This window comes from Allobosea sp. 05L423 (assembly GCF_056397745.1).
On the sequence record NZ_JBFTOA010000020.1, the window covers coordinates 1 to 18745 of the forward strand.

The 18745-nt window shown below is 65.3% G+C and carries 19 protein-coding genes; 5 read left to right on the plus strand and 14 right to left on the minus strand.

Features of this window, described 5'->3' with window-relative positions; all coding sequences use genetic code 11:
- Positions 1-586 (plus strand): aminotransferase class III-fold pyridoxal phosphate-dependent enzyme (locus AC1DNE_RS25920; protein ID WP_476841268.1); only part of this gene is annotated, 586 nt, incomplete at its 5' end.
- Positions 587-641: 55 nt separating this feature from the next.
- Here AC1DNE_RS25920 and AC1DNE_RS25925 read toward each other — a convergent pair.
- The 11 genes from AC1DNE_RS25925 to AC1DNE_RS25975 all read right to left on the minus strand — a co-directional run bounded on the left by AC1DNE_RS25925 (position 642) and on the right by AC1DNE_RS25975 (position 10177).
- On the minus strand, positions 642-1169 hold the full coding sequence (locus AC1DNE_RS25925) for an L-2-amino-thiazoline-4-carboxylic acid hydrolase (RefSeq protein WP_441468978.1): 528 nt from the start codon (positions 1167-1169) through the stop codon (positions 642-644).
- 80 nt (positions 1170-1249) lie between these two features.
- On the minus strand, positions 1250-1552 hold the full coding sequence (locus AC1DNE_RS25930; RefSeq protein WP_441468979.1) for a DUF6522 family protein: 303 nt from the start codon (positions 1550-1552) through the stop codon (positions 1250-1252).
- Positions 1533-2711 (minus strand): AGE family epimerase/isomerase, encoded by a 1179-nt coding sequence (locus AC1DNE_RS25935; RefSeq protein ID WP_476765237.1) that lies wholly within the window; start codon positions 2709-2711, stop codon positions 1533-1535. Before AC1DNE_RS25935 ends, AC1DNE_RS25930 begins: the two co-directional genes overlap by 20 nt.
- 8 nt (positions 2712-2719) lie before the next feature.
- The gene (locus AC1DNE_RS25940; protein ID WP_441469499.1) at positions 2720-3454 is read right to left on the minus strand and encodes an amino acid ABC transporter ATP-binding protein; all 735 of its coding nucleotides are present in this window, start codon (positions 3452-3454) and stop codon (positions 2720-2722) included.
- Positions 3455-3650: 196 nt separating this feature from the next.
- On the minus strand, positions 3651-4487 hold the full coding sequence (locus tag AC1DNE_RS25945; protein ID WP_441468981.1) for a transporter substrate-binding domain-containing protein: 837 nt from the start codon (positions 4485-4487) through the stop codon (positions 3651-3653).
- A 45-nt stretch (positions 4488-4532) separates the two neighbouring features.
- A complete protein-coding gene (locus AC1DNE_RS25950) occupies positions 4533-5183 on the minus strand; it encodes an amino acid ABC transporter permease (protein ID WP_441468982.1) in 651 nt (216 codons plus the stop codon).
- A gap of 10 nt (positions 5184-5193) precedes the next feature.
- Entirely contained in the window at positions 5194-5862 is a 669-nt protein-coding gene (locus tag AC1DNE_RS25955; RefSeq protein ID WP_441468983.1) for an amino acid ABC transporter permease, read from the minus strand.
- Between the two features lie 112 nt (positions 5863-5974).
- Entirely contained in the window at positions 5975-6736 is a 762-nt protein-coding gene (locus AC1DNE_RS25960) for a 3-ketoacyl-ACP reductase (RefSeq protein WP_441468984.1), read from the minus strand.
- A gap of 1 nt (position 6737) precedes the next feature.
- Positions 6738-7511, minus strand: a complete 774-nt coding sequence (locus tag AC1DNE_RS25965) for an enoyl-CoA hydratase/isomerase family protein (protein ID WP_441468985.1) — start codon at positions 7509-7511, stop codon at positions 6738-6740.
- Positions 7508-9100, minus strand: coding sequence for an acyl CoA:acetate/3-ketoacid CoA transferase (locus tag AC1DNE_RS25970; RefSeq protein WP_476841269.1), 1593 nt, complete (start codon positions 9098-9100; stop codon positions 7508-7510). Before AC1DNE_RS25970 ends, AC1DNE_RS25965 begins: the two co-directional genes overlap by 4 nt.
- A 24-nt stretch (positions 9101-9124) precedes the next feature.
- Positions 9125-10177: a LacI family DNA-binding transcriptional regulator gene (locus AC1DNE_RS25975; RefSeq protein WP_441468987.1), complete on the minus strand. Its 1053-nt coding sequence runs from the start codon at positions 10175-10177 to the stop codon at positions 9125-9127.
- A 167-nt stretch (positions 10178-10344) separates the two neighbouring features.
- Here AC1DNE_RS25975 and AC1DNE_RS25980 point away from each other — a divergent pair, with 167 nt between their 5' ends.
- Both AC1DNE_RS25980 and AC1DNE_RS25985 read left to right on the plus strand, forming a co-directional pair.
- Positions 10345-11508 carry a dihydrodipicolinate synthase family protein gene (locus AC1DNE_RS25980; RefSeq protein ID WP_441468988.1) on the plus strand — a complete coding sequence of 388 codons (1164 nt, stop codon included), beginning with the start codon at positions 10345-10347 and terminating at the stop codon, positions 11506-11508.
- A gap of 10 nt (positions 11509-11518) precedes the next feature.
- Positions 11519-12664, plus strand: a complete 1146-nt coding sequence (locus tag AC1DNE_RS25985) for an acyl-CoA dehydrogenase family protein (protein ID WP_476765238.1) — start codon at positions 11519-11521, stop codon at positions 12662-12664.
- Positions 12665-12761: 97 nt separating this feature from the next.
- Here the strand turns inward: AC1DNE_RS25985 and AC1DNE_RS25990 are convergent, their stop codons facing one another.
- The 3 genes from AC1DNE_RS25990 to wrbA all read right to left on the minus strand — a co-directional run bounded on the left by AC1DNE_RS25990 (position 12762) and on the right by wrbA (position 17429).
- On the minus strand, positions 12762-13613 hold the full coding sequence (locus tag AC1DNE_RS25990) for an MBL fold metallo-hydrolase (RefSeq protein WP_441468990.1): 852 nt from the start codon (positions 13611-13613) through the stop codon (positions 12762-12764).
- Positions 13606-16665 carry a cyclic nucleotide-binding domain-containing protein gene (locus tag AC1DNE_RS25995; RefSeq protein WP_476765239.1) on the minus strand — a complete coding sequence of 1020 codons (3060 nt, stop codon included), beginning with the start codon at positions 16663-16665 and terminating at the stop codon, positions 13606-13608. The genes AC1DNE_RS25990 and AC1DNE_RS25995 overlap by 8 nt, the downstream gene beginning before the upstream one ends.
- A gap of 161 nt (positions 16666-16826) precedes the next feature.
- Positions 16827-17429, minus strand: a complete 603-nt coding sequence (gene wrbA, locus AC1DNE_RS26000; protein ID WP_441468992.1) for an NAD(P)H:quinone oxidoreductase — start codon at positions 17427-17429, stop codon at positions 16827-16829.
- Positions 17430-17690: 261 nt separating this feature from the next.
- Between wrbA and AC1DNE_RS26005 the strand changes: the two genes are divergently transcribed.
- Together AC1DNE_RS26005 and AC1DNE_RS26010 are read left to right on the plus strand one after the other, a co-directional pair.
- Positions 17691-18170, plus strand: a complete 480-nt coding sequence (locus AC1DNE_RS26005) for a hypothetical protein (protein ID WP_441468993.1) — start codon at positions 17691-17693, stop codon at positions 18168-18170.
- Entirely contained in the window at positions 18167-18745 is a 579-nt protein-coding gene (locus AC1DNE_RS26010) for a peroxidase-related enzyme (protein WP_441468994.1), read from the plus strand. The genes AC1DNE_RS26005 and AC1DNE_RS26010 overlap by 4 nt, the downstream gene beginning before the upstream one ends.

Below are 18745 nucleotides of genomic sequence, written 5' to 3' on the forward strand. Positions count from 1 at the left end.
CATCGCCGACGAGGTCCAGACGGGTCTCGGCCGCCTCGGCGACCATTATTTCGGCTTCGAGCAGCAGGCGGTGCGGCCGGACATCGTCGTGCTCGGCAAGCCGCTCGGCAACGGCCACCCGATCGGCGCGGTCATCACCACCCGCGCCATCGCCGAGCGCTTCGCCGAAGGCCCTGAATACTTCTCGACCTTCGGCGGCTCGAACCTGTCCTGCCGCATCGCCTCCGAGGTGCTCGACATCGTCGAGGAGGAAGGGCTCTCAGCCAATGCCAAGGCGATGGGCGACAAGCTGCTCGCGGGCATGCGCGCGCTGATGGCGGACTATCCTTGCGTCGGCGACGTCCGCGGCATCGGCCTCTTCCTCGGCCTCGAGCTGGTCACGGATCGCGAGACGCTCGAACCTGCGACCGACGCGGCCGCCCATGTCATGAACCGCCTGCGCGACATGCGCATCCTCGTCGGGCGCGAAGGCCCGGCCGACAACATCCTCAAGATCCGCCCCCCGCTCACGGTCGGCGCTGATGACGTCGAGATGATCCTCGACCGCCTCAGGATCTGCCTGCGCGAGGTCGAGGCCGCGCGCTGAAGGCGGCTCCGGCCCGTCCTCAGGGATGGGCCGGCATCAGCTGGCGGGACGACGCTCAGCCAGCCTTCGACTCGTCCTGCAGCGTGTAGCGGAAGTTGCAGTGGGTCGCGCCGCCCATGATCGTCTGCGTGCGTTCGAGGGTGATGCGCGGGTCATAGCCCGTGCAGAACACGCCGTCGCGGTTGCAGGAGAGCAGATGGCCGATCTTGCCGAGCCCCATCTCGCGATAGGTCTCGGCATAGCGGCAGCGATGGACGTTATAGTCGAACTCGGTGTCCGTCGCCTTGACCACCTCGATGACGAGCGCATCGTCCTGCGTCCAGAGCGCCTGCAATTCCTGGAAGCTGCGCAGGCTGGTGCCGCCCGGCGTCTTGGCGGCGAAAGATTGGCCGGCTGCGATCGCCGCCTTGCGGATCGCCTGATCGAGGATCGATTGCGCGATCTCCTCGCCCAAGCGCTCGCGCATCTCCTCATAGATCGGCGCGATGATGCCGGCTTCGATCCGCCTGCGGGCCAGGATGCCGATCTCGCCGTCGAAGACCGGGTTATCGCCTTGCTCGACCGGTTTCTCCGTCTCGCTCATCTCCCGCCTCCGTTTGTCTGCATGCGGCACCGCAAGTTTAGAACGATTAGAGTTCGCCGGGAAACACGCTGCCCCCACGATCATCGACCGCGGCGCGGCGGCGAGGGCAGGAAATCGAGCTTCTCCTCGATCACGGCGCCGTCGTCCGAGACGATGGCGAACCAGCGCCGGTTGCCGCAATGCACGGAGAGCCGCCAGCGGCCCTGATCCTCGCCTTCGCCGCGCTCGACGCGGCTCGTCACCAGGCCACGCCGCTGCATGCCCAGCCATTCCCCCGCCGACCAGCCGAAGCGCGCCGCAATGCGCTCGGCATCGAGCACGAAGGCACCGCTGGCGTCGCGAAGGATCGGGAGATCGGCTGGGTCAGCGCGCTGCTGTTCCATCTTCCACTTCCGGAGACGTGGCCGGCGGCGGCATGACCCGCAGCGTCTCGGCCAGACACAGGAAGAGATGATAGAGGACACGGGACGGCAGCGATACCGGCAAAGGCCCACCGGCACGGTCGAGCTGGTTGTGCCAGAGCCCCGTCCGTGCATCGACGAAGTGGCGGAACATCAGCTCGATATGGCGCGGCAGCCGCAAGCCTGCATCTTCGTCGCCTGCGAATTCGAAACGCGCCCCGAGCGCCTTGATGAACTCGGTCTGCGGCCAAAGCAGCTTCGTCGGCGCAACGACAGCCCCGTCTGGGTTGACGCCATCGAGCACCAGCGCTGGGTACCCCGGATCACGGTCGAGCCCATGCGCGAGGCCGAAGCCGTAAAGCCCGTCGGCAAGCGCACGCGCCTTGTCCCAGCCGGTCAGGCGGTGATGGTGATGCAGCAGCCAGACCCACTCGAACTGGTGACCAGGCTCGCGCAACTGGCCAGCATCGCCGGCAACGGGCCGCCAGTTTGTGTCGAAGAACTCGCCGAGCGTGCCCTTGGCGTCGATGAAGCGCTCCGCTGCCAGCCGGACGATGCCGTCGGCTGCATCGAACCAGCGCTGGTCCCCGGTCGCTTCCGCTAGCGCGTGGAAGGCTTCTAGCAGGTGCATATGCGGATTCTGGCGGCGCGGCAGCGTTCCCAGATCGTCTTCCGCATAGCCGCCGAACGGGGCGGCAAGCTCGGTCTCGATCAGGTCCATTGTCACCCCGGCTAGGCGGATGGCGGCAACGTCGCCGGTCGCCCGGTGGTAATGCGCGCAGCCGAAGAGCAGGAAGGCCAGGTCGTAGAGATCGCGCTGCGGGACGCTCGCTGCACCATCGGGGAGGAAGCGCTTCGGCACATAGCCGTTGGCCTGATGCGCCTTCAGCAGAAGCGCGAAGCCGTGCTGCGCCGCCTCCATCGCCGCCTTGCTCCCGCTCAGCCGGGCGGCATGGCTGAAAGTGTAGGTCAGGCGCGCCGTCGTCAGCGCACTGCGATCGGGCGTGGCGACCGGCAGGCCATCCAGCGAGACCCCCTCGACGAAGCCACCCGTCTTGCGATCGACCGCACGCTCGATCCAGGCCGGGATCAGCGTCCCATAGGTCCAGCGCTGCAGGCCGGCGGGCGACAGGTCAGGCATGGGCCGCCTCAATGCGCCTGAGTCTGCGCGTGCAGAATCTGGCCGAGGAACTTGCGCGTGCGCTCGTTCTGCGGCGCCGTGAAGAACTGATCGGGCGGCGCGACCTCGACGATCTCGCCCGCATCCATGAAGATCACGCGGTCGGCGACCTTGCGGGCGAAGCCCATCTCATGGGTGACACAGAGCATGGTCATGCCGCTCTCGGCGAGCTCGACCATCACATCCAGCACCTCGCTGACCATCTCCGGATCGAGCGCCGAAGTCGGCTCGTCGAACAGCATGATCTTCGGATTCATGCAGAGCGAGCGCGCGATCGCGACGCGCTGCTGCTGGCCGCCGGAGAGCTGGACAGGGTATTTGTGCGCCTGCTCCGGAATATGGACGCGCTCCAGAATCTTGCGGGCGTTCGCCTCGGCTTCCGCCTTGGGAATGCCGCGCACCTTCATCGGCGCGAGCGTGCAGTTTTCCAGCGCCGTCAGATGCGGAAACAAGTTGAAGCTCTGGAACACCATGCCGATCTCGCGGCGGATGTCCTCGATGCCCTTGAGCCCGGCATCGACGGTCGTGCCGTCGATGACGATCTCGCCCTTCTGGTGCTCCTCGAGCTGGTTCAGGCAGCGGATCAGCGTCGACTTGCCCGAGCCTGAGGGGCCGCAGATGACGATGCGCTCGCCCCGCGCCACGGTGAGGTCGATATCGCGCAGAACATGGAAGTCGCCATAGAACTTGTCGACTTTGCGCATCTCGATGATCGGGGCGCCGATCTCGGCTTCGGTTGAGGCGATAGCGGCCATCTGGAAAACCGTTCTGGACTGGCTGGTGGAAGAAGAGCCCGGTCTATGACCGGGCGCTTCCGCTGTTACAGGAACCGATGCGATCGCGCTGGCTCGTACGTCGTCCCGGATTCAACCCGGGACGACGTCGTGGTTGCGTGGGCAATCAGAATTTTCCGGATTCGAACACCGGCATGGGCGGCAGCTTCGGAAGCGGGATGCCGAACCACTTCTGGTTGATCTTGGAGAGTTCGCCGTTGCCCTCGATCTCGGCGATGAACTTGTTCGAGAACTCGGCCAGCGCCGTGTCAGCCTTGCGGAAGGCCATGCCATTGGCCTGCTCTTTCAGCGTGATCTTCGGCTCGATGCCGAGCTGCGGATAGTCCTTGTTGAGCTGGGCGAGGATGGTGTTGCTCGCGCCCATCGCCTGGACCTGGCCGGAAATCAGCGCCTGCAGGGTCGTGGCGTCGTCGTCGAAGCGCTTGAGCGGCGTGCCCTGCGGGACGACGGCGCTGAGCGCGATGTCCTGCGTCGAGGCGCGCGCGACGCTGATGGTCACGTTCTTCAGGTCTTCCGGCGTTTTGATGCTGAGGCTCTTGGGAGCCAGCACATAGATCGTCAGCGTGCTGTAGGGGTTGGAGAACAGCACCTGCTTCTGACGCTCGGGGGTGATGCCGAAGGTCGCGATCAGCAGGTCGACCTTGTTGGTCAGCAGATAGGGGATGCGGTTCGGGCCGGTGACCGGGACGAGCTCGAGCTTGACGCCGAGCGACTTGGCCATGAGGGCGGCGACGTCGGCATCGTAGCCGGCGGGCTGCTGGTTGGCGTCGGTGCCGCCGAAGGGCGGGTAGTCGGTCAGCACGCCGACCATCAGCTTGCCGCGGGCCTTGATCTCGTCGGGCGTCGCGGCCTGCGCCGGGGCGGTATTGAGCGCGGCGGCGGCGAGGCCGGCGAAGACCAGCGCGCCGAGGCTGCGGCGGCAAATCGATTTAAACAGCGACATGGACGTTCTCCTCTGTGGTGTAGGCTTGGTGTTGCGCAGCCGCGCTCAGCGCGCGGCGACGAGGAGCTTCTGCTCCATTCTCTTGCTGTAGGCCGAGAGCGGCCGGCAGATGACGTAATAGACCAGCGCGACGAGCGCGAAGATCGTGAAGGGCCGGAAGGTCGCGTTGTTGATGATCTGCGCCGCGCGGGTCAACTCGACGAAGCCGATGATCGAGGCGAGCGAGGTGCCCTTGATGAGCTGCACGAGGAAGCCGATCGTCGGGGGAATGGCGATGCGGACCGCCTGCGGCGCGAGGACGAGCACCATCTTCGGCCAGTAGCGCAGGCCGAGCGAGGTCGCCGCCTCCCATTGCCCGCGCGGCACCACCTCGATCGCGCCGCGCCAGATTTCGCCGAGGAAGGCGCTGGCATGGAGCGAGAGGCCAAGCGCGGCCGCCGTCCAGGGGTCGACCGACCAGCCGAACAGCCCGGGCACGAAGAAGGCGAGGAACAGCTGCATCAGCAGCGGCGTGCCCTGGAAGACCTTGATGTAGCCGGCCGAGGCGATCCTGAGCCACTTGTACTCGCCGGTGCGGGCGAGCGCGACCAGCGCGCCGCCGAGCGCACCGCCGACGAAGGCGACGAGCGAGAGCAGCAGCGTCCAGCGCACCGCCATGATGATGTAGATGATGTCGGCTGATCCGAGCGTGCGCATCGTCGTCACCTCACCGGGTTGGTTTGCGCAGGAAGGCGCGCTCGATCCCGGCGAACACCGTCCAGAAGAAGACGGACAAGCCGAGATACATGCAAGTGACGACGAAATAGACCTCGAAGCTGCGGAAGGTGCGCGACTGGATGTCGCCCGCCACCGCAGTCAGCTCGCTCGCCGCGATCGCCGAGCAGACGCTGGTGTTCAGCATCAGCAGGATGAACTGGCTGGTCAGAGATGGGTAGATCGCCTGGATCGCCGGCTTCAGGATGATGTAGCGGAAGATCTGGAGCGGGCGCATGCCGAGCGACTTGCCCGCCTCGACCTGCCCCTTGTGGATGCTCTCGATGCCGGCGCGAATGATTTCGATGCCGTAGGCACCGACATTCACGACGAGCGCCAGCAGCGCCGCCATGTTCGAGGACATCTTCAAGCCCATCGAGGGCAGTCCGAAATAGATCACGAAAATCTGGATCAGGAACGGCGTGTTTCGGATCAGCTCGATATATTCGTCGATGATCCGCCGCAGCCATTTCGGCCCCGAAGTCTTGCCGAGCGCGCCCGCGATCGAGACCACCATGCCGATCGCCATCGCCAGCGCCGACAGCACGAGCGAATTGAACAGCCCCTGCAGCAGCTCGGGCCACGCCGCGAAGACGTCGGCGAAATCGAATTCATAGCTCATGCGAGCCGCCCGTTCCGTGGGGCGAAAGCCGAACCGCCTTCATGCGCCTTCCTCATCCAATCCTCCCGGCCGGCATTGTTCCACCAGCTCGGCCGATGTTGTCGCACCATCCCTACAATCGCGGAATCAGCAAGCCGCCATCGACGTTGATCACTGTTCCTGTTGCATAGGCGAATTGCCCGCTGGTCAGAGCAGCGACGCAGGCTGCGACATCCTCGCCTTCGCCCCAGCGCCCGGCGGGGATCAGCCCCTCGGCGATACGCGCATCGTATTTGGCGGCGACCTTCGCGGTCATATCGGTACGGATCACACCCGGCCGGACCTCGAAGACCGGAATTCCCTCGGGAGCGAGCCTGACGGCAAGCGCCTTCGCCCACATCGAAAGGCCGAGTTTCGAGACGCAATATTGCGCGCGGTCGATCGAGACGAGTTCCGTGCTGGCCGAGGTGACGAAGACGATCGCGGGACGCTGCGGCTTGTCCGCGAGCATCGCCCTGGCGACCTCCTGGCTCAGGAAGGCGGCACCGCGCAGGTTGACATCCATCACGACGTCGAAGCTCTCCGGCGTGATCTCCAGCATGTCGCCGCGCACCGGCGCGCCGATGCCGGCATTCGAGACGAAGAGATCGAGCCGGCCGAAGGCAGCCTTCACATCCGCGACGAGAGCGGCATGGCTGTCGATCGCCGAAACGTCATGCTTGAAGAACCGCGCTGCAGCGCCGGCCTCTTCGAACAGCTTCAGCGCCTCGCCAACCGCCTCGTCCTCGGCAATGTCGGTGAAGGCGACGTCATGGCCCGCCTTTGCGAGGGCGATACCGATGGCGCGGCCGATGCCGCGCCTTGCGCCGGTGATCAGGGCGACGGGACGCGTCATCTCACTCTCCCCGGTAATGCGGCGCGCGCTTCTGCTGGAAAGCGGCAACGCCCTCCTTCACATCCTCGGTGTAGGAGACGAGCGAGCTCGCCAGCGCCTCCATGATCGCGCTGCTATCCTCGTTCTCGGCGGCGTTGATGAGCTGCTTGACGACGAGGTTCGCCACCGGCCCGCGCTGGCTGACGCGCTCGGCCATCGCCTGCGCCGCCGCGAGCGCCCCGCCCTTATCGACCACCTGATCGACGATGCCGAGCGTCAGCGCCGTCTCGGCGGTGACGATCTCGCCGGTCAGCGCCAGCCGGCGCGCGACCTGCCCGCCCAGCCGCTTCACCAGGCGCTGCGTGCCGGACCAGCCGGGGATCATGCCGAGCCCGGTCTCGGGCAGGCCGATCTTGGCCTGCACCTCGCAGATACGGATATCGGCGGTAACGGCGAGCTCGAGGCCGCCGCCCAGCGCATGGCCGTTCATCGCGGCGATGACCGGCGGCTTCATCCGCGCCAGCTTGTCGAAGGCGCGGTGGCCGGAGCGCACCCAGCCCTGCCCCATCTCCAGCGGCGACAGCCCGCCCCAGGCGACGATGTCGCCGCCGGCGCAGAAGGCCTTGCCCTCCCCGGTCAGGATGACGGCGCGCACCGAGCGGTCGGCATCGATCGCGTCGGCGAAGCGGCCGAGCAGCCCGACCATGACATCGTCGAGCGCGTTGAGCTTTTCCGGCCGGGCGAGCGTGATCGTCGCGATGCCGGAGGCGATGTCGAGGCGGGCGGGGTCGCTCATGCTGCCCTCCTGGGAACGTTGAGGCCGATCAGGGCCTCGTCGAACAGCGCGGCATCCATCAGCTTCGGCGGCTTGGGCACCAGCAGCGGGAACTCGCTCTGGCTGAGGATGTCGCGCTCAAGATCGACGCCCGGCGCGATCTCGGTGACGACGATGCCTTCCGGCGTCAGCTTCATCACGCAGCGCTCGGTGATGTAGGTCACGTCTTGACCTTGCGCGACAGCGCGCGGCCCGGAGAAGGAGATGTGCTCGACGGCCTCGACGAGCTTCTTCACCTTGCCCTCCTTCTCGATGACGAGCTTGCCATCGGCGATCGCGAGCTTGGCCGCGGCGCTGAAATAGCCGGAGAAGACGATGCGCTTGGCCCGGGCGGTGATGTCGATGAAGCCGCCGGCGCCGGCCGTGACGTGAGGACGCACACCAAGCTTCGAGACGTTGACGCAGCCCTGCCTGTCGATCTGCAGGAAGGAGAGCAGCGACATGTCGAAGCCCGCCCCCTGGAAATAGGTGAACTGGTAGGGAGACGGCACGATCGCCTCGGCATTGGAGGCGCAGCCGAACTGGAATTCGAGCAGCGGCACGCCGCCGACGGCGCCCTGCTCGATCACCCAGGTCACGGCGCCGTGCTGGCCCTCCTCGATCAGGATGCGCGGGACATTGGCCGAGATGCCGAAGCCGATATTGACGGCATCGCCGTGGCGCAGTTCCTGCGCCACACGCCGCGCGATCACCTTTGCAACGTCCAAGGCCGGTGTCTCGAAGCTCGACAGCGGCCGCCGCACCTCGCCGGAGATGGCGGGGTCGTAGACGGTCTGCGTCGTCTGCATCTGGTCGGGCGCGACCACGATCGCATCGACGAGGATGCCGGGCACGAAGACGGCCTGCGTGTTGAGGCTGCCCGCCTCGACCACGCGCTTCACCTGCGCGATGACGACGCCGCCATTGTTGCGCACGGCCAGCGCCTGATCGAGCGGCCCGAGCAGGCCACCCTCATGCTCGTAGGACAGGTTGCCGCGCTCGTCGGCCGTGGTGGCGCGGATGATCGCGACTTGCGGCACGATGCTGCGGAAATAGAGCCAGTCCTCGCCGTCGAATTCGACGCGGCTGACGATCGGCTCGGCCATGGCGCGCGCATTCATGGCGCAGCCCTGGTGCTTGGGATCGACGAAAGTGTCCATGCCGATCTTGGTCAGCACGCCCGGTCGCTTGGCGGCGGCTTCGCGATGCATGTCGAACAGAATGCCGCTCGGGATATTGTAGGCCGGGATCTCGTTGCCCGTGACCATCTTCCAGATCGCCGGCGGCTCGGCCGAGGACGGGCCGGAGGGGTAGGAGCCGCCCATGATCCGGGCCAGCAGGCCGGGCTTTGCGATGTGATCGACGCCCTTGACGCCCCACATGTCGCCGGCGGCGATGGGGTGCAGCGTGGTCAGATTGCGCGGATGGCCGGACGCATCGAAGCGCCGGCCGATCGCCGCCAGCACCGCGTCCGGGCAGCCAAGCCCCGAAGAGGAGGAGACAGTGACGATCGCGTCGTCCGGGATCAGAGCGGCGGCTTCGTCGGCGGAGAGGATGCGGGGAAAGGCCATGGTTTTTGTCTCTGGATGAACGTTTCAGCCGGCGGCAGCGAGCGCACGCTGATAGGCGCCGCAGGATTCGCGGATGACGAGGTTGGCGGGGCCGATGAAGCTTTCCGGCTCGGCGGCGGGATCGGCGATCTGCTTCAGCAGCAGCGCGGCGGCGCGTTCGCCGAGCCCGACGGGATCGACCGCGACGGTGGTCAGCGCCGGCGAGACATGGCGCGCCTCGCTGGTGTCGTCGAAGCCGACGATGGCGATGTCGCGGCCGACCACGAGCCCGTGCCGCGCCGCTGCCAGCATCGCGCCGATGGCGACGACGTCGTTATAGCAGACGACGGCGGTCGGCCGGTCTGCGAGGGAGAGCACCGCGCTCATCGCGCCGAAGCCGCCGTCGCGCGTCGGCATGCTCTCGAGATTGAGCGCCGGGTCGACATTGCGGCCGGCCGCTTCCATCGCCGAGAGGAAGCCGCCATGGCGCTCCTGCCGGACGACCATGGAATGCATGCCGCCGAGGAAGGCGATGCGCTCATGGCCGAGATTGATGAGATGACGCGTGACCCGGCTGGCGCCCGCGACGTTTTCCGGCACGACGAGACTCGCCTCAGCGCCCGGCAGGCGACGGATCGCCACCAGCAGCGCGGTGCCGGCCGCCTTGACCCAGTCGAGATGCTCAGGCCGCGTATCCAAAGCCGGGCAGAGAATAATGCCGCCAGCACCGTGCTCGCGCATCATCCGCATCACCTGCTCCTGCCGCACCACGCTCTCGGCGGTATTGGCCATGAAGGCGACATAGCCCGCCATCTGGAGCACCTTCTCCACCCCAATGGCGAATTCGGCGAAGAACGGATTGGAGAGGTCGTTGAGGACGAGGCCGACGATATGGGACTGCGCATTGCGCAGATTGGCCGCGCCGCGATTATAGACATAGCCCAGCCGGTCCATGGTCTGGAGAACCTGCTGGCGCGTCTCGGATTTGACGCTGCCGCGCCCGGTCAGAACAAGCGAAACCGTCGATTTCGAGACGCCGGCGGCGTCCGCGATCTCGATGATCGTCACCTTTCCCTTGCTGCCTTTCGGCTGCGGCATCGTTTCATCCCTGAAGTGGCGTACGCCATTCTTATCTTGGAACGTTCCATTATCAGCCTTTGATCACCCACGCAATCTCCCTCTTTCAAACGATTTTATCGCCATGTATAACGCCTCCAGCACGTTTCATTGATGGAACGTTCCAATAATCAAGATCGGAGGAAGCGATGGCCGAGATCACCCTGCCCCGCATGGACGGCAGCAGCGAGCGCTACAGGCTGGCCCCGCCCTCGCCATTTCCGCGCACCGCGCCGGCGAACGGCGTCCGCACCGTCTATGCTGCCGCCCATGTCGTCGCCGACCCGCTGAAGCTCCAGGAGCCCTGGCGCGTGCCGGCGGTCGATTGGGACGCCACCCTCACCTTCCGGCATCACCTCTGGGGCCTCGGCTTCAAGATCGCCGAAGCGATGGACACCTCGCAGCGCGGCATGGGGCTGGACTGGCCGAACGCCGCCGAGTTGATCACCCGCGTCCTCGCCGAGGCCAAGGTAACGCCGGGCGCCGATCTCGCCTGCGGCGCCGGCACAGACCAGCTCGATCCGCAAGCCGCGCGCAGCCTCGACGACGTGATCCGCGCCTATGAGGAGCAGATCGGCCATATCGAGGAGCACGGCGGCAAGATCATCCTGATGGCCAGCCGGGCGCTCTGCCGCGTCGCCAAAAGCCCGGAGGACTACCTCTCCGTCTACAGCCACCTCATCCGCCAGTGCCGCGGCAGGGTGATCCTGCACTGGCTCGGCGAGATGTTCGACCCCGCGCTCGCCGGCTACTGGGGCAGCCGCGACTTCAAGCCGGCCATGGAGACGGTGCTCACCCTGATCCGTGAGCACGCCGCCAAGATCGACGGCATCAAGATCTCGCTGCTCGACGCCGGCAAGGAGATCGAGATGCGTCGCCTCCTGCCCGAGGGCGTCGTGATGTATACCGGCGACGACTTCAACTATGCCGAGCTGATCGGCGGCGACGCGCAGGGCTTCTCGCACGGCCTGCTCGGCATCTTCGATCCGATCGCCCCGGCCGCAGCCGCGGCCTTCGCCAAGCTGGAAGGGGGCGACCGCGCCGGCTTCCACACCATCCTCGATCCGACCGTTGCGCTGTCGCGCCGGCTCTTCGAGGCACCGACGCAGCATTACAAATGCGGTGTCGTCTTCCTCGCCTGGCTCGGCGGCTTCCAGAACCATTTCCGCATGGTCGGCGGCGCCGAATCTGCGCGCGGCATCCTGCATTATGCCGATCTCTTCCGCCTTGCCGACCAAGCCGGGCTCTTCGTCGATCCCGAGCTCGCGGGGCACCGCATGGCGCATCTCTGCGCCCTCAACGGCATCGCCTGAGGAGAAAGCCATGCACGCCCCTCTGCTCGACGCCGAGATCTACGACCAGATCCGTGAGACCGCCCGGCGCTTCGCCGAGGATGTCGTCAAGCCCGTCGCCATCGATCTCGACCGCGACGAGACCTTTCCCGCCGAGATCTACCGACGGATGGGAGAACTCGGCCTGTTCGGTATCACCGTGCCGGAGGAGCATGGCGGTGCCGGGCTCGACGCCTTCGCCTATGCGATCGTGATGGAGGAATTGTCGCGCGGCTATTCCTCCGTCGCCGACCAATGCGGCCTCGTCGAACTCATCGGCACGCTGCTCACCCGCTACGGTACACCCGAGCAGTTGAGGCACCTGCCTGACATCCTCGCCGCGAAAACCCGCATCGCCTATTGCCTGACCGAGGCCGAAGCCGGCTCCGACCTCTCAAACGTCCGCACCGTCGCGCGCGAGACCGCCGAGGGCTACGTCATCGACGGCGGCAAGCTCTGGATCCACAACGCGCCGGTCGCCGATCTCGGCTTCGTGCTGGCCTCGACCGATCCCGCCGCCGGCCATCGCGGCATGAGCATCTTCCTAGTCGATCTCCATGCGCCGGGCGTCTCGCGCGGGCCGAAGGAGCACAAGATGGGCCAGCGCGCGAGCCAGGTTGGCGCGCTGACCTTCGACGGCGTGACCGTACCGCGAGAAGCGCTGCTGGGACCCAAGGGGCGCGGCTTCCACATCATGATGAGTGTGCTGGAGAAGGGGCGCGTCGGCATCGCCGCGCTGGCGACCGGCATCGCGCAGGCGGGGCTCGAGGCGGCGCTCGCCTATGCACGCGACCGGCGCCAGTTCGGCAAGCCGATCCTCGACAATCAGGGCCTGCAGTGGATGCTGGCCGACATGGCCAAGGACATCGCCGCCGCCCGCGCCCTCGTCGAGCGCGCCGCGCTCTTGATCGACCACGGCAAGCCCGCGACCTCCGCCTCCTCGATGGCAAAGTGCTTCGCCAGCGACATGGCAGTAGCGCAGACCGCCAACGCCGTGCAGATCTTCGGCGGCTCAGGCTATATCCGCGGCTTCGAGGTCGAGCGGCTCTACCGCGATGCCAAGATCACCCAGATCTACGAGGGCACCAACCAGATTCAGCGCACCATCATCGCGCGGGAGCTGATCAAGGGCGCCTGACGGCGCCAGGCGCGCTGGAGAAGCGACAGGCGCCCCAGCAGAGGTGGTCACGATCGGACCGGGCGCCGCCCGTGCTCCGCCATGCCTGAAGAATGCGTCAGGCCACCAGGACGACGACGTCGTCCTGCCGCGCATAAAAACTCTGCGAATGGCATCGCTTCAGATGTGCCTCGCGCAGCTCGAGCGCCGCATCGGACAGCTCGGGCGAATGGTGGACGCAGGCAAGGCGCTTCGCCCCGGCAGCCTCCAGCAGGCGCAGTCCCGCTTGCCAGGTCGAGTGCCCCCAGCCGCGATGCGGGTCGTAGTCGGTCGCTTCGTCCCACATCGCGTCGTAGACGAGAAGATCGGCGCCTCGGCAGAAGGCGGTGAACGCCGGGTCCGCATCATCGCCGGCATGTTCATGATCCGTCAGGATCACAAGTGTCTGCCCGCCATAGCGGAACCGAAAACCGGCCGCGCACGGATCATGCTGCAGCGCGATCGTCGCGACGTCGATGCCCGAAAGACCGAGATCGCCACCCGCCGTGAAGCTCGAAAAGCGAACCCGGCTGGGAGCCTGGGCAAAGCTGACGGGGAAGAACGGTTCACTGAACAGAGCCGACAGATTCGCCTCGGCACGCGCTGCCGTGCAGGCCGGCACATGCATCGCAATCTCGCCGGGCATGCGCCAGAGCGGCGCGAATGCGGTCAGGCCGATGACATGGTCGAGATGGAGATGGCTGAACAGGAGCGTCGCATCACGCTCCCCGGCAGCTGCCATGGCCTGCCCGAGCCGGCGCAGTCCGGATCCTGCATCGACGATGACACGGCGACCGGCGATCCGGACCTCGAAGCACGTCGTATCCCCGCCGAAACGATTACAGGAGCGGCCGGAAACCGGAATCGATCCACGCGTTCCCCAGAACCGGATGCCGAAGCTGCAATCGAGCAACCGCGCCGTCTCAGTCACGCGCCGGGCCTTCGAGCTCGCGCTTGGAAACAATCGCGACATTGTCCTGCAATCGCTTGACCATCAGCCGCATGACGGAGAGCGTCATGTCCGGAAATTCTTCCATCAAGGCGATGAACACCTCCTTACGGAGCTTCAACGCGGTCAATTCGCTGGTCGCCCGGATGGTCGCCGATCTGACCTCTCCGGTGACGACTCCCATCTCGCCGACGATCGCAGGAGCCTCGATCCGGGAAACGCAAACGGCGTTCTCCGGAGGTCCGATCAGGACGTTCGCGGTGCCGGCTATCACGACATAGGCCGCATCGGATTCCGCCCCCTGCTCGAACAGCAGGTCGCCGGCGGCGAAAACGGTTCGCTCGCTGGTAAAGGCCAGCAGCTTGATGCGCGCAAGATCGAGATTGGCAAAGATCGGCACGGCTCTTAGCGCTCTGACATCGTCACGCTCGCTGCCTACCTCGTCGATCGGTGCCCCGGCCGCCGCGGGTTGCAGGCCGGGAACCGGGCGCAGCCTGGCGCCGTCGAAGACGACGGAGAGGTCCATGGGAATATCACCGTCGTCATCACGCGCGACGACGATCAGGGTCCTGCCCTTCATCGCATCGCGAAGGCGCCGCAAGATTGCCTTGCCCTCCGTCGGGCTCAAGCTGCTCAAGGCGTTGTCGAGGATCAGCAGCGCGGGGCGCTTGATCAGGCAGCGTGCCAGAGCAACCTGGGCTTTGACCGCCGGGAACAGCAGGCGGCCAGCATAGCCGGCCGGCTGCGCAAGGCCGATCCGGAAAATCTCGTGATCGAGCCCGAGCTCGGTCATGGCATCGCGAACGGCCTCGTCGACCCGCTCGCGGACACCGGCGCTCGCTTGCGTCACCCGCCCGAACAGGATGTTCTCGCGGACCGATGCGGCTCCCCATTCACCGGAGTCGTAGAAATCGATGATCTTTGCGGCGTCCTGCGAAATGCGTGCGCGAAAGGCGTGACGTGCCAGCAGGATGCGCCTTTTCATCCCCTCGTCGAGAAGGCCGAGGCGGTGCAGCGGCTCGGCGTAGAGAAACGACAGCCCCAGGAACCGGGCCCGATCAGTCTCGTCGATCTGCCCGGCCTCGGCCCGCGCCAGGCGCTCGCGATAGGCGGGAAACTCCTCTGCGGCGATGAAGGAAAAGCTATCGAGAAGGAGGTGGTCCGGGGTCAGATCCGAGAAGATTTCGAGCATGGTCGCGGCGATGCGCAGACCGACCGTCGTCAGATCATCGCTCAGGGCAAGCGAGTCGAGAACGTCCTGCGTCAGCGCATGCTCGGCCAGCCTGGTTCCGCTGATCGCGGCATCGTTCGGAACGCCGAAGAGGATGTTTTCGCCGATCGTGGCGGTGTGGATGTAGTGCGTCGCATCGTAGGGCTCGACGGCATCCTGCGCTCCTCGTGCAGCCAGTACCTTGCGGATATGCGCCCGGATTTCCCCCAGCCGGCCGACCAGAACGGGGACTTCGTCCGCGTTGGGTCTGCTAGCGAGGCCATAGCGGAACACGACGCCGGAAAGACCGACGATGTGCAGCGTTGCAGCCAGTTGAGCTGCCGACAGCTCGTCGTCGGCCGTTCCCAAGGTCTCGCCTTCCCTGGTCGGACCCACATCGCGATCTGTCTTCGAGGCGTGACCGCGCAGGCCGTAGACGATGTTGTCGCGCAGGGTTCCATCGAAGATCGCCGGCTCACTGCCCGCATAAGCGATGCAGCGGCCGCGAGCCGCCTCGGAAATCCTGTCGAGCGAGACATCGCCGATCTTGAGCGCGCCACCGCTCGGCGTCAGCCGTCCGCCGAGGATGCGCGCGACGCAACCCGCGCCCTCTCCCATTCCCGACAGCAGGACATGCTGCTTCAGCGGCAGTGTCAGGGAAACCCGGTCGAGCATTCGGTCGCCCGTGGCGCTGACCGCGCTGAGCCCCTGCAAGGCGATCACGCCGGTCTCGGGGAATTGGTGGCTGACCGGCTCCCTTTGAGTTGACGGAGCGGAGAGTGCGAACTGCTCCGTAACCTGCTGAAACTTGGCTTCGACATCGAGACGCTGCTGATCCCAGTCGATGAGGTCCTTCACGGGCGGCGGCAGGTCGCGATAGGCCGCGATCACCGCCACAAGCTGGCCGATCCCGAGATTCCCGGTCAGGGTGGCGTAGCCGCCGATCGTGTAGAACAGGAACGGGGTGATCTGCGCCATCAGATTGTTGAGGGCTTTGACGGCGAATTTCCGCCCGTACAGCCGGTAGCGAATGCCGAACAGAGTTTCGAGCCGTTGTGCGACCTGTCCGCGTTCAAGCGCGGCGGTCCCATGATTGGAAACCTCGTCCAGCGTCTCGACCACCTCCCCGATCTTGCCAGCCAAGGCGCGGGAAGCGATTTGGCGCTGCTTGCCAAGCCGGATCTGCTCTCGCCGCAGCCGCGGAATGACCAGAACCTGCGAGGAGATCATCGCGACGGCGACAAGGCCGAGCAGAGCATTCTGCATCAGGATGAAGATGAGTGCAGTCAGGGCCTGCCCGCCCAGGAAGACCGGCTGAACGAACGCATCTCCGACGAAGCCACCGACGGGCTCGACCTCATCCTTGATGATCGAGGCGGCTTCCGAAGGCTTCAAACGCTGACGCTGCTCGGGCGTCGACAAAAGCAAGGACGAAAACAGATCGAAGCGGAGCCGCTGCAGTAATCTCTCACCGAGAGCCCCCTTTTTCATGTTGATGATATACTTGAAATACCCATTGATAACGATCAATATAAGAAATAAAAAAGACAGAATGAAAAGATACGAAATACGATCGACTCTAATTCCTCCGGATTTTATTTCCAATCCGAACAGACTTATACCCGTATCGAACGGCATAAATATCGCATATTCTTTTCCATCATCGAAAGCTTTTCCCTGCAATGCACCAGATATGATATATTTCGGCAGTTCAAGAGAAAGATAATAAAATGGCAGAGATAAAACAACAATCGAGATAATTCCGACCTGATCACGGTAGCTATTCTTCCATATATAGGAAAAAAGCTGGTTCACATGGGGCATTATTTTTCCCGCTTCGAAACGCACACGAGTCTTAGGCGCCTCAAGCCGTGGAATAAAACGCACTTCTATGAATACGAGGGCGAAGCGATACGATCCAGGCGGAGCATCTATAGAGTATTCAAATCAAAAGGAGACGGGCTCCTAAGCCCGTCTTCAGGTCGTCAGCCCGTCGCAAGCTTCGCCGCGATCTGCGCGACGTGGCGACCCTGATAGCGGGCGCCGGCAAGCTCGTTCTCGGACGGCTGGCGCGAGCCGTCGCCGCCGGCGATGGTGCTGGCGCCGTAAGGAGAACCGCCGCTGATCTCGGCCATCGTCATCTGACCCTGGAAAGCGTAGGGCAGGCCGACGATGACCATGCCCTGATGCAGCAGCACGATCTGGGTCGAGAGGATCGTGCTTTCCTGCCCGCCATGCTGCGTGGCGCTCGAGGAGAAGACGCTGCCGACCTTGCCGACAAGCTTGCCCTGGAGCCAGAGGCCGCCGGTCTGGTCGAGGAAGTTCTTCATTTGCGCCGGCATGTTGCCGAAGCGGGTGGGCACGCCGAGGATGATCGCGTCGTAGCCGGGGAGTTCGTCGATCGTTGCGATCGGGGCGGCCTGATCGAGCTTGAACCCCGATTTGCGGGCGATTTCCTCCGGCACGAGTTCCGGCACGCGCTTGACCACCGCTTCCGCGCCGGCCTCGCGTACGCCTTCGGCGACCGCCTGCGCCATCGCCTCGATATGTCCGTAGCTGGAATAGTAGAGAACCAGAACCTTCGTCATGAGAGCGATCCTCCTTTGGGTGCCAGCCGCCGGGGCCGCCGGCCCTGGCGGCAGCAGGTTAAGGAAGCAGCCTCATCGTCCGTTGACAAGGGCGCCAGGCGAGCCGCGCCAAACGTCGCGCAGCGTCGGCCCGCCCGAAAGCGACCGGAGAACCGGGCCGGCTATCACGCGGGCCACGATCGATCCTTGACTTGGCGCAAACAGCGCGCTTCATTCGCTACAAGCATCAACTCGATAAGTTGATGCATAGAGAGAATTGCTATGACCCAGACCACAGGTCCAGAGGCGTCTCCCTGGCTCGATGCGAAAGCCCTGATCGCGGCGCAAGCGCGCGCCAACATCATCGAAATGAGCCGCCAAGCCGAGGCCGCCGTAATCCAACCCCGCGATCCCGGTGGATTTCCCGCACAGTGGCGCATCGCGATGGCAGCGCGCATCGCGGCCCTGAACGGCCTGACGGATCTGGCCAAGCACTATCTCGCATTGATTGCTGAGCCGGCTTTTCATGACCTTGCCGATCCTGCCCAAACCGGCAGCGATGCGCGGGAACGGGCCGTCGTTGCCTTCATGGACAAGGTCGCCGCCGAGCCGCGTGCGGTCGTCACCGGGGATATCGGCGGGCTGAAGTCGGCTGGCGTCGCCGAGGCCGACATCGTGCGCCTTTGCGAACTCAATGCCTTCATGAGCTACCAGTGCCGCGTCTTCGCCGGGCTCGCTGTACTCAAGGGAGCTGCGGCATGAGCCGGGTCGTCCATCGCTTCACCCGCACCGTCCCGGAATGGCAGCCTCGGGTCACCCCGGTCGATCTGGCCAGCGCCACCCCCGAGCAGCGCGACGCGCTGAAGATCACGCCGTCGAACACCAAGGTCTCGGACTATGTGCTAGTCTTGGCGCATGATCCGGAGACGCTGGCGGTGCGCTCTCCGCTGTTCAACGCGATCATGTACGATCCCGGCGGCATGAGCCGGGCCGAGCGCGAGCTCGGCGCCATCGGCGCCTCGATCGTCAATCGCTGCATCTATTGTGCCGCCGTGCATGCTTCCCGCCATGCACAGCTCAGCAAGGACACGGCCGTCACCGACGAGCTCTTCGCGCGTGGCGAACAGGCAAAGCTTTCGCCGCGCGACCAGGCGATCTTCGACTTCTCGGTCAAGCTCTCGCAATCGCCCCCGGCGGTCACCGAGGCTGATGCCGCCAAGCTGCGCGAGGCCGGCATCAGTGAGGCCGAGGCGGTCGACCTCATCCTCTCCACGGCGCTGTTCGGCTGGGCCAACCGCCTGATGCACGTGCTCGGCGATCCCGTCCGTAACGACTGA